Genomic DNA, 8,098 nt, shown 5'->3' with positions numbered 1-8,098 from the left:
GAACATCTAGAAAATCTGGATATTGAGGAATATTTTTCGTTGAGGCAAAATTCAATCTTTCAGTCTGATTTGTTATCATCAATGGACAAAATTTTGATTTAAAAAAAATGTTAAAACGTATAAATAATATTATACGAAAAATGGTTTAGGTCTTTGAGCGACTAAACTCAAGACCTAAACCTAGTTCTAAAACTATGTTAGAATTATTTTAATTCAACAACAGCTCCAGCTTCTTCTAAAGATTTTTTCAAACCTTCTGCTTCTGCTTTAGATACTCCTTCTTTTATATTAGAAGGTGCAGCATCTACCATATCTTTAGCTTCTTTTAGTCCTAAACCAGTTAATTCTTTAACTGCTTTAACAACTGCTAATTTAGAAGCACCAGCTTCTTTAAGTACTACTGTAAATTCTGTTTGTTCTTCAGCAGCAGCTTCGCCACCACCAGAAGAAACTACTACAGCTGCAGCAGCTGGCTCAATACCATACTCATCTTTTAAAATTGTAGCTAAATCGTTAACTTCTTTTACAGTTAAGTTAACCAATTGTTCTGCGAATTGTTTCAAATCTGCCATTTTTTCTATCGTTTAAAATGTTTTGTAATTTATTTTTTTTATTCAGTGCGTTCGATTATTCTGCAACTATACCATTCTTTTCAGCATTGTTCAATAAAGCTGATATGATTCGTTTAGCTGGAGACTGAAGTAATCCAATGATTTCTCCAATAACTTCTTCTTTAGATTTAAGAGATGCTAAGCTATCTAAAAGGTTATCACCAATATATATTTCACTATTGATATAAGCTCCTTTAAAAACCGGCTTATCTGATTTCTTACGGAAATCTTTAATTATTTTTGCTGGTGCATTTGCAATATCAGCAATAAAGATTGACGAATTTCCTTTTAATATTGATGATAAATCACCATAATCATTTGTAGAAGCTTCCATTGCTTTTGCAAGCAAAGTATTTTTAACAACTTCTAATTTAATTCCAGCTTTAAAACAAGCTCTTCTTAAGTTTGAAGTCGTATCTGCATTTAATCCAGATGTATCTGCAATATAAACTATATTTGCTTCAGCCAACTTTGCAGTTAAATCTTCTATCGCGATTGATTTTTCTTCTCTAGTCATAATAAAATTTGTTTAACTACCAATTATACTGCTTTAGGATCTAAAGCAATAGCAGGACTCATTGTACTTGATAAGTGGATAGACTTAATATAAGTACCTTTAGCTGCAGTTGGTTTTAATTTAAGTAATGTTTGAATAATTTCGTGAGCATTGTCAACTAGTTTGTCAGCTTCGAAAGAAATTCTTCCAATTCCAGCATGAACGATACCTGTTTTATCTACTTTAAAGTCGATTTTACCGGCTTTTACTTCAGCTACAGCTTTACCAATTTCCATTGTTACGGTTCCTGTTTTAGGGTTTGGCATTAAGCCTCTTGGCCCTAATATACGGCCTAACGGACCTAATTTTCCCATAATAGCTGGCATTGTGATAATTACATCAACATCTGTCCAACCATCTTTAATTTTTTGAAGGTAGTCATCCAATCCAACATAGTCAGCGCCAGCAGCTTTAGCTTCTGCTTCTTTATCTGGAGTAACTAAAGCTAATACTTTAGTATCTTTACCAGTTCCATGAGGAAGTGTCACAACACCTCTTACCATTTGATTTGCTTTTCTTGGATCAACTCCTAGACGAACAGCAATATCTACCGACTCATCAAATTTTGCTGAAGCAACAACTTTCAATAAAGACGAAGCGTCTTTTAAAGAATATAGTTTGTTTTTTTCAATTTTTGAAGCAGCTTCTTTTTGTTTTTTTGTCAATTTTGCCATTTCTTACCTTATTTTAGAGGAGAGTCTCCTGTTACAGTTATACCCATAGATCTAGCTGTTCCAGCAATCATGCTCATAGCTTTTTCAGTTGTGAATGCATTTAAATCGACCATCTTGTCTTCGGCGATAGCTTTAATTTGATCCCAAGTTACACTAGCAACTTTTTTTCTATTAGGCTCGCCAGAACCAGACTTTAATTTAGCAGCATCCAATAATTGAATTGCAGCAGGTGGAGTTTTTACAACAAAATCAAACGATTTGTCTTTATACACGGTAATTTGAACCGGTAATACTTTGCCAGGTTGATCTTGGGTTCTAGCATTAAACTGCTTACAGAATTCCATGATATTTACACCAGCAGCTCCCAGAGCAGGTCCAACCGGTGGCGATGGGTTCGCAGCACCTCCCTTAACTTGTAGCTTAACTACTTTACTAATCTCTTTAGCCATTGTTTAAAAATTTAACACATCATCATTGGAAGCGATAGATGCGATTTTATTATGTTTGTAACAAAAATTATACTTTTTCAACTTGCATAAAACTCAACTCTAATGGTGTCTTTCTCCCGAAAATCTTCACCATTACTTCAAGTTTACGTTTTTCTTCATTAATTTTTTCAATAGTCCCATTAAAACCATTAAAAGGACCATCAATTACTTTGATAGTTTCATCTATTTTAAATGGTATTGATTGATTATCGACATTAACTGCCAACTCATCAACTTTTCCTAGCATTCTATTAACTTCTGACAATCTTAAAGGAACAGGATCGCCACCTTTAACTTCTCCTAAAAAACCTATAACGCCAGTGATAGACTTAATAATATGTGGAATTTCCCCAACCAAATTTGCTTCAATCATAACATATCCTGTAAAATAGACTTTATCTTTTGATATCTTTTTACCATCTCGAACTTGAACAACTTTTTCAGTTGGAACTAATACCTGAGAAATATAATCCCCCAAAACAAGTCTATTAATCTCAGCTTCAATATATGCTTTTACTTTGTTTTCCTGTCCACTAACAGCTCTAACAACGTACCATTTTTTTATAATATTTTCGGCCATAACAAAATTATTTTTATTTGATCAAATTAAAAAAACTTGATAAACCTTTAGCAAAAAGCTCATCAACACCCCATGTAGCTAAAGCTAATATAACTGAAAATACAGCTACAATAATTGTATATTTCTGAACTTCAGACCATTCTGGCCATGTTACATTTGTTTTCAACTCTTCAAATGCTTCTGAAAAATAATTTAATACTTTTGACATAACTATATTTTTATTTTGCACGGGCGGAGGGATTCGAACCCCCATCAACGGTTTTGGAGACCGCTATTCTACCCTTGAACTACGCCCGTATATTATATAAAACCAGCAGAGTAAAAAAATTTCTCTGCTGGATTCAATATTTATAACATTTATTATTCTACAATTTCTGTAACTTGACCAGCGCCAACTGTTCTTCCACCTTCACGTATAGCAAAACGCAAACCAACATTCATAGCAATTGGACTTAATAAAGCAACATCAATTGTTAAATTATCTCCAGGCATTACCATTTCAACACCAGTAGGCAAAGTAATTACACCTGTCACATCCGTTGTACGAACATAAAATTGAGGGCGATAATTATTATGGAATGGTGTATGACGACCACCTTCTTCTTTTTTCAAGATATAAACTTCTGCTTTAAATTTAGCATGTGGTTTAACTGATCCTGGTTTAATTATAACCATTCCTCTTTTAATATCTTCTTTTGCAACTCCTCTTAACAAGATCCCTGCATTATCTCCAGCTTCTCCTCTATCAAGAATTTGGCGAAACATTTCAATTCCTGTTACAGTAGAAGTTAATTTTTCAGCACCCATACCTATAATTTCAACTGGATCACCAGTATTACAGATACCAGTTTCAATACGGCCAGTTGCAACAGTTCCACGCCCAGTAATTGTAAACACATCTTCAACTGGCATTAAGAAAGGTTTTTCTGTATCACGTATTGGCTCTTGAATCCATGTATCACAAGCTTCCATTAACTCTATAATTTTAGGAACCCAAGCAGGATCATTATTTAAACCTCCTAATGCTGAACCTTGAATAACTGGCCCATTATCCCCATCGTACTCATAAAAAGATAATAAATCTCTGATTTCCATTTCAACCAACTCTAAAAGCTCAGCATCATCAACCATATCCACTTTATTCATGAAAACAACCATTCTAGGAATACCAACTTGGCGACCTAAAAGGATATGCTCACGTGTTTGAGGCATTGGTCCATCTGTTGCAGCAACTACAAGGATAGCGCCATCCATTTGTGCAGCACCAGTAACCATATTCTTTACGTAATCTGCGTGACCTGGACAGTCTACGTGAGCGTAATGTCGATTAGCAGTTTCATATTCAACGTGAGATGTATTAATTGTAATACCTCTTTCTTTCTCTTCAGGAGCATTATCGATTTGATCAAATGATTTTGCTTGACAATAACCTGCATCTGACAATACTTTAGTAATCGCTGCAGTTAATGTTGTTTTTCCATGATCTACGTGACCGATTGTCCCAATATTTAAATGGGGTTTGTTACGGTTAAAGGTTTCTTTTGCCATTTTACTTAATTTTTAATCTTAGTTATATAATATATTAGTGTTCAAATTTATTCTAAAATTGAGCCAATGTCGGGAATTGAACCCGAGACCTCTTCCTTACCAAGGAAGCACTCTACCCCTGAGCTACATCGGCAGAGCTTTAATTTAATATAAATTTTAGAAGTTAAGATATAAAACCCAATCTATAATAAAATATTAAATATCAGTTTTGTGGGGAGAGCAGGATTCGAACCTGCGAAGTTTACACAGCAGATTTACAGTCTGCCCTCGTTGGCCGCTTGAGTATCTCCCCTAACCATATTACAATAAAAAAGAGCCGGCGGAGGGACTCGAACCCACGACCTGCTGATTACAAATCAGCTGCTCTAGCCAACTGAGCTACGCTGGCAATATCAATAAAAAAAGTCCGCTATTTCTAACGGACTGCAAATGTAGGCATTTTATTTTTTAATCAAAATATTTTTAGTAAAAAATTTTGCTAAATATGTGTTCTTGTTTTTTCTTTTCTTTTTACTAATAATCTCTCTAAAGATTCTGCAGATAATTCAATGGCTTCTTCGAATGTTTTGCATTGCTTTTTTACTAAAAAATCATCGCCAGGAACGTGAATTTTGACCTCGACAATTTTATTTTCTTTATCACTTGTTTTTTCAACCTTTAAAAAAATGTCAGAAGAAACAATTTTGTCATAATATTTTTCTAATTTATCCATTCTTTGTTGAATAAAATCAACCAGTTTTTTGTCAACTGTAAAATTAACTGCATTTACATTTACCTTCATAATTTATTAATTAATGGTTATACTTTGGAATTACTTTTGATTTCTTGGATGTGCATCTCCATATATTTTTTTTAACTCTGCAAGACTGTTATGAGTATATACTTGTGTTGACGCCAAACTTGAATGACCAAGCAATTCTTTTACTGAGTTTAAATCTGCTCCGTTATTTAACAGGTGAGTTGCAAAGGTGTGACGTAATATATGCGGACTCTTTTTTACTTTCTCGGAAACATTACTAAAGTAATAATTTATTATTCGATAAACAAACGAATCGTTCAATTTAACTCCTTTTAACATTAAAAAAAAAAAATCATCATCATTAATTCGCTCTAATCGAGCCCTTTCTGACAAATAAAGATTTGCTTGTTGAGTAACAATTGGCAAAATTGGTAATATTCTTTCTTTATTTCTTTTACCTAAAACTTTTAATGTGTTAGTTGCAAGATTTATGTTTTGCATCTTTAAGTTAATCAACTCAGCTCGTCTAATTCCTGTAGTGTAAAATAAATCTATAATTAGTTTATCCCTAACTCCATCAAAACTATCAGAATATTTAATACTATTTAATACTTTGTCTAGCTCTTTTTCTGAAAAAGGGATTTGTAAGATTTTAGGCGTTTTTAGTGATTTATGTTTTAATAATGGACTTGTTTCTATTTGTTTTATTTTTAACAAAAACTTATAAAACGATTTTAAAGATGATATTTTACGGTTTACTGAACTATTTGAAATTGAATTATCCACCATCGAAACTATCCAACTTCTAATTAAACTATAATTTACTAATTCTAAATTTTCTTGATCGAAATTACTTTTTAGAAATTCCTGAAAAAAAAATAAATCATTAACATAAGCATTAACTGTATGAATAGAGTAGTTTTTTTCTAATTGAAGATAATCTTGAAAAGCTTTAATGTTATTCATAAAAAAAAATAAAATTGTGAATAATAAAAAATCGTTAGTAACAAAGTTATGAAACTTTAATTACTAACGATTAGTATATTTAAGAAAATTAATTATTAACTTTCTAAACCGTCTTTCATGTTTTGAATGTAAGCAGCTTTTTGAATTTTCATTCTATTAGTTACAGAAGGTTTAATAAAAGCAGTACGAGCTCTTAGTTGACGAACAGTTCCTGTTTTATCAAATTTTCTTTTGTAGCGTTTTAATGCTCTATCAATATTTTCTCCGTCTTTAATTGGTATAATTAACATAATATAGACACCTCCTCTCGTTAAGAGTGCAAAAGTAGTATTTATTTTGGATATATTGCAAGGACTTTAATATTATTTTATCACACCTAAGTAAATCGCTTCCTTTATTAAACCTGCAATACTATTTACTTTTAGTTTTACAAAAATATTTTTTTTATGAGTAGCAATAGTTGTTTTTGAAATAGATAATTGTATGGCAATCTGTTCGGCTGTATATTGCTCTGAAATTAGTCGTATGATTTCTTTTTCTCTAGGACTTAAAATATTTTTATTAAAATTAAAATTTGCAGTGTTTTTTATATTTGGAATATTATATTTTTTATTGATCAATACCATTTCATTTATAGCTTCAATAAGTATTTTTTTATTAGTCTCTTTAACTAAATAACCATCAATATCTTCAAATTTTTCTTTATATTGATGCATGCTTAAAACTAATATTTTTATTTGTGGATATTGTTTTTTTATTATTTTAACAAACTCTACTCCACTCATCTCGGGCATTGACATATCTGTAATAATAATGTCAGGAATTTTATTTTTAAGTTTTTCTAAAGCAATTATTGGGCTAGTTTCAACAAATACTATTTTGAAATTTGCTTGAGCAATTAGCATAGATGACAATCCATCTAAATAAATTTGGTGATCATCTACTAATGCAATAGAAATTTTATCTTCGTTACTCATTAATTGGTATATCTATTATTAAAGTAGTGCCATTATTGTTTTCTATTTTTATAGAGCCACCAAGTAAAATTACTCTTTCTCTTACATTCTTTAATCCTATTCCTTTTTCATGTTTTTTAGTATAACCAATTCCATCATCTTCTAAAATAATATTTAATGCATAATCATATTTTGTTATGCTAAGTGAAACATGTCTTGCTTTGGCGTGTTTTGATATATTAGAAAGTAATTCTTGTAGAATTCTATAAATATGCAATTTTATAGTGTAGGAAATTGCATTTAATTCTTCAATTGGATATACATATAACTCTATATCAAACTCTTTCCTGTCTTTACAATTGGTTATTAAATCTTCAAGTAAGGAATCGAATTTTTTTTCTTCTAAAAAATTTAAACTTAAATTGTGTGAAATAGATCGTAATTCACTAAAAGCAACACTCATTTTATTTTCAATAATATCTAAGTTTTTATTTTTAAGTCTTGTATTTAATTGGGATAATTCTAATTTAATTCCAGCTAATGATGCTCCTATTCCATCATGAATCTCTTGTGCTAATCGATTGCGTTCTATTTCTTGTCCATCTAATATTCCATTTATTTTATTTAATTCTCTTTCTTGTGTCAATCGAACCACTTCTTGTTTATGAATTTTTTCCTCTTTAATGCTTATAAGCAGTTGCAATTTTAAACGATATCTATAAAAAAAGTATATACTACTTGCGCCTAAAAGTAATAAAATTCCTGTTATAGACAAGAATTGAATCGTATTTTTTTGAATTTTCTTGTCTTTAGTAAGTAAATCAATCTTTAAGTTTTTATTACTTACTTCATATTTTGTTTGAATTTCGTTAAGCGTTTTGTTTTTTTCAACACTAAATAAACTATCATTTAGTTGGCGATATTTTTCTTTATAATTTAATGACTTTTTATATTCTTTTTTAAATTCATATAGTTCAGAC

At 30.8% G+C, this 8,098-nt stretch carries 12 protein-coding genes and 4 tRNA genes; all 16 read right to left on the bottom strand.

The genetic code is table 11. The annotated features are described in order from the left end of the window. Positions 1-203: 203 nt before the first annotated feature. Positions 204-572: a 50S ribosomal protein L7/L12 gene (gene rplL, locus ACH2BO_RS04475; RefSeq protein ID WP_395043551.1), complete on the bottom strand. Its 369-nt coding sequence runs from the start codon at positions 570-572 to the stop codon at positions 204-206. Between the two features lie 55 nt (positions 573-627). Next, a complete protein-coding gene (gene rplJ / locus ACH2BO_RS04470; protein ID WP_395043550.1) occupies positions 628-1,128 on the bottom strand; it encodes a 50S ribosomal protein L10 in 501 nt (166 codons plus the stop codon). Positions 1,129-1,151: 23 nt separating this feature from the next. Beyond that, a complete protein-coding gene (rplA, locus tag ACH2BO_RS04465; RefSeq protein ID WP_395043549.1) occupies positions 1,152-1,841 on the bottom strand; it encodes a 50S ribosomal protein L1 in 690 nt (229 codons plus the stop codon). An 8-nt stretch (positions 1,842-1,849) separates the two neighbouring features. Then, the gene (gene rplK / locus ACH2BO_RS04460; protein WP_395043548.1) at positions 1,850-2,290 is read right to left on the bottom strand and encodes a 50S ribosomal protein L11; all 441 of its coding nucleotides are present in this window, start codon (positions 2,288-2,290) and stop codon (positions 1,850-1,852) included. A gap of 67 nt (positions 2,291-2,357) precedes the next feature. After that, a complete protein-coding gene (gene nusG, locus ACH2BO_RS04455; protein ID WP_395043547.1) occupies positions 2,358-2,909 on the bottom strand; it encodes a transcription termination/antitermination protein NusG in 552 nt (183 codons plus the stop codon). Between the two features lie 13 nt (positions 2,910-2,922). Next, positions 2,923-3,117 (bottom strand): preprotein translocase subunit SecE, encoded by a 195-nt coding sequence (gene secE / locus ACH2BO_RS04450; protein ID WP_395043546.1) that lies wholly within the window; start codon positions 3,115-3,117, stop codon positions 2,923-2,925. Positions 3,118-3,135: 18 nt separating this feature from the next. Further along, a tRNA-Trp gene (locus tag ACH2BO_RS04445) sits at positions 3,136-3,206 on the bottom strand. A 63-nt stretch (positions 3,207-3,269) separates the two neighbouring features. After that, positions 3,270-4,457 carry an elongation factor Tu gene (tuf, locus tag ACH2BO_RS04440; protein ID WP_395043545.1) on the bottom strand — a complete coding sequence of 396 codons (1,188 nt, stop codon included), beginning with the start codon at positions 4,455-4,457 and terminating at the stop codon, positions 3,270-3,272. Positions 4,458-4,518: 61 nt separating this feature from the next. After that, positions 4,519-4,590, bottom strand: a tRNA-Thr gene (locus ACH2BO_RS04435). Positions 4,591-4,668: 78 nt separating this feature from the next. Next, a tRNA-Tyr gene (locus ACH2BO_RS04430) sits at positions 4,669-4,749 on the bottom strand. A 22-nt stretch (positions 4,750-4,771) separates the two neighbouring features. Further along, positions 4,772-4,845, bottom strand: a tRNA-Thr gene (locus ACH2BO_RS04425). A gap of 90 nt (positions 4,846-4,935) precedes the next feature. Further along, on the bottom strand, positions 4,936-5,238 hold the full coding sequence (gene hpf, locus ACH2BO_RS04420; protein WP_395043544.1) for a ribosome hibernation-promoting factor, HPF/YfiA family: 303 nt from the start codon (positions 5,236-5,238) through the stop codon (positions 4,936-4,938). Positions 5,239-5,268: 30 nt separating this feature from the next. Then, positions 5,269-6,162 carry a tyrosine-type recombinase/integrase gene (locus tag ACH2BO_RS04415; RefSeq protein ID WP_395043543.1) on the bottom strand — a complete coding sequence of 298 codons (894 nt, stop codon included), beginning with the start codon at positions 6,160-6,162 and terminating at the stop codon, positions 5,269-5,271. A gap of 95 nt (positions 6,163-6,257) precedes the next feature. Then, positions 6,258-6,452, bottom strand: coding sequence for a 30S ribosomal protein S21 (gene rpsU, locus ACH2BO_RS04410; protein WP_126744451.1), 195 nt, complete (start codon positions 6,450-6,452; stop codon positions 6,258-6,260). A 72-nt stretch (positions 6,453-6,524) separates the two neighbouring features. Next, on the bottom strand, positions 6,525-7,139 hold the full coding sequence (locus tag ACH2BO_RS04405) for a response regulator (RefSeq protein ID WP_395043542.1): 615 nt from the start codon (positions 7,137-7,139) through the stop codon (positions 6,525-6,527). Next, positions 7,132-8,098, bottom strand: a 967-nt coding sequence (locus ACH2BO_RS04400; RefSeq protein WP_395043541.1) for a sensor histidine kinase, incomplete at its 5' end; no start/stop codon positions are given. The genes ACH2BO_RS04405 and ACH2BO_RS04400, both read right to left, overlap by 8 nt.

Origin of the sequence: Flavobacterium sp. (assembly GCF_043773265.1) — a bacterium.
Classification (GTDB): Bacteria; Bacteroidota; Bacteroidia; order Flavobacteriales; family Flavobacteriaceae; genus Flavobacterium.
Note: the sequence above shows the minus strand (reverse complement) of the source record. Positions and strands in the feature narration are given on the sequence as shown.

Bases quoted from the DNA above. Each gene is read 5' to 3' on its own strand.
- rplL (WP_395043551.1), bottom strand. From the start codon at position 572: ATGGCAGATTTGAAACAATTCGCAGAACAATTGGTTAACTTAACTGTA.
- rplJ (WP_395043550.1), bottom strand. From the start codon at position 1,128: ATGACTAGAGAAGAAAAATCAATCGCGATAGAAGATTTAACTGCAAAG.
- rplA (WP_395043549.1), bottom strand. From the start codon at position 1,841: ATGGCAAAATTGACAAAAAAACAAAAAGAAGCTGCTTCAAAAATTGAA.
- rplK (WP_395043548.1), bottom strand. From the start codon at position 2,290: ATGGCTAAAGAGATTAGTAAAGTAGTTAAGCTACAAGTTAAGGGAGGT.
- nusG (WP_395043547.1), bottom strand. From the start codon at position 2,909: ATGGCCGAAAATATTATAAAAAAATGGTACGTTGTTAGAGCTGTTAGT.
- secE (WP_395043546.1), bottom strand. From the start codon at position 3,117: ATGTCAAAAGTATTAAATTATTTTTCAGAAGCATTTGAAGAGTTGAAA.
- tuf (WP_395043545.1), bottom strand. From the start codon at position 4,457: ATGGCAAAAGAAACCTTTAACCGTAACAAACCCCATTTAAATATTGGG.
- hpf (WP_395043544.1), bottom strand. From the start codon at position 5,238: ATGAAGGTAAATGTAAATGCAGTTAATTTTACAGTTGACAAAAAACTG.
- ACH2BO_RS04415 (WP_395043543.1), bottom strand. From the start codon at position 6,162: ATGAATAACATTAAAGCTTTTCAAGATTATCTTCAATTAGAAAAAAAC.
- rpsU (WP_126744451.1), bottom strand. From the start codon at position 6,452: ATGTTAATTATACCAATTAAAGACGGAGAAAATATTGATAGAGCATTA.
- ACH2BO_RS04405 (WP_395043542.1), bottom strand. From the start codon at position 7,139: ATGAGTAACGAAGATAAAATTTCTATTGCATTAGTAGATGATCACCAA.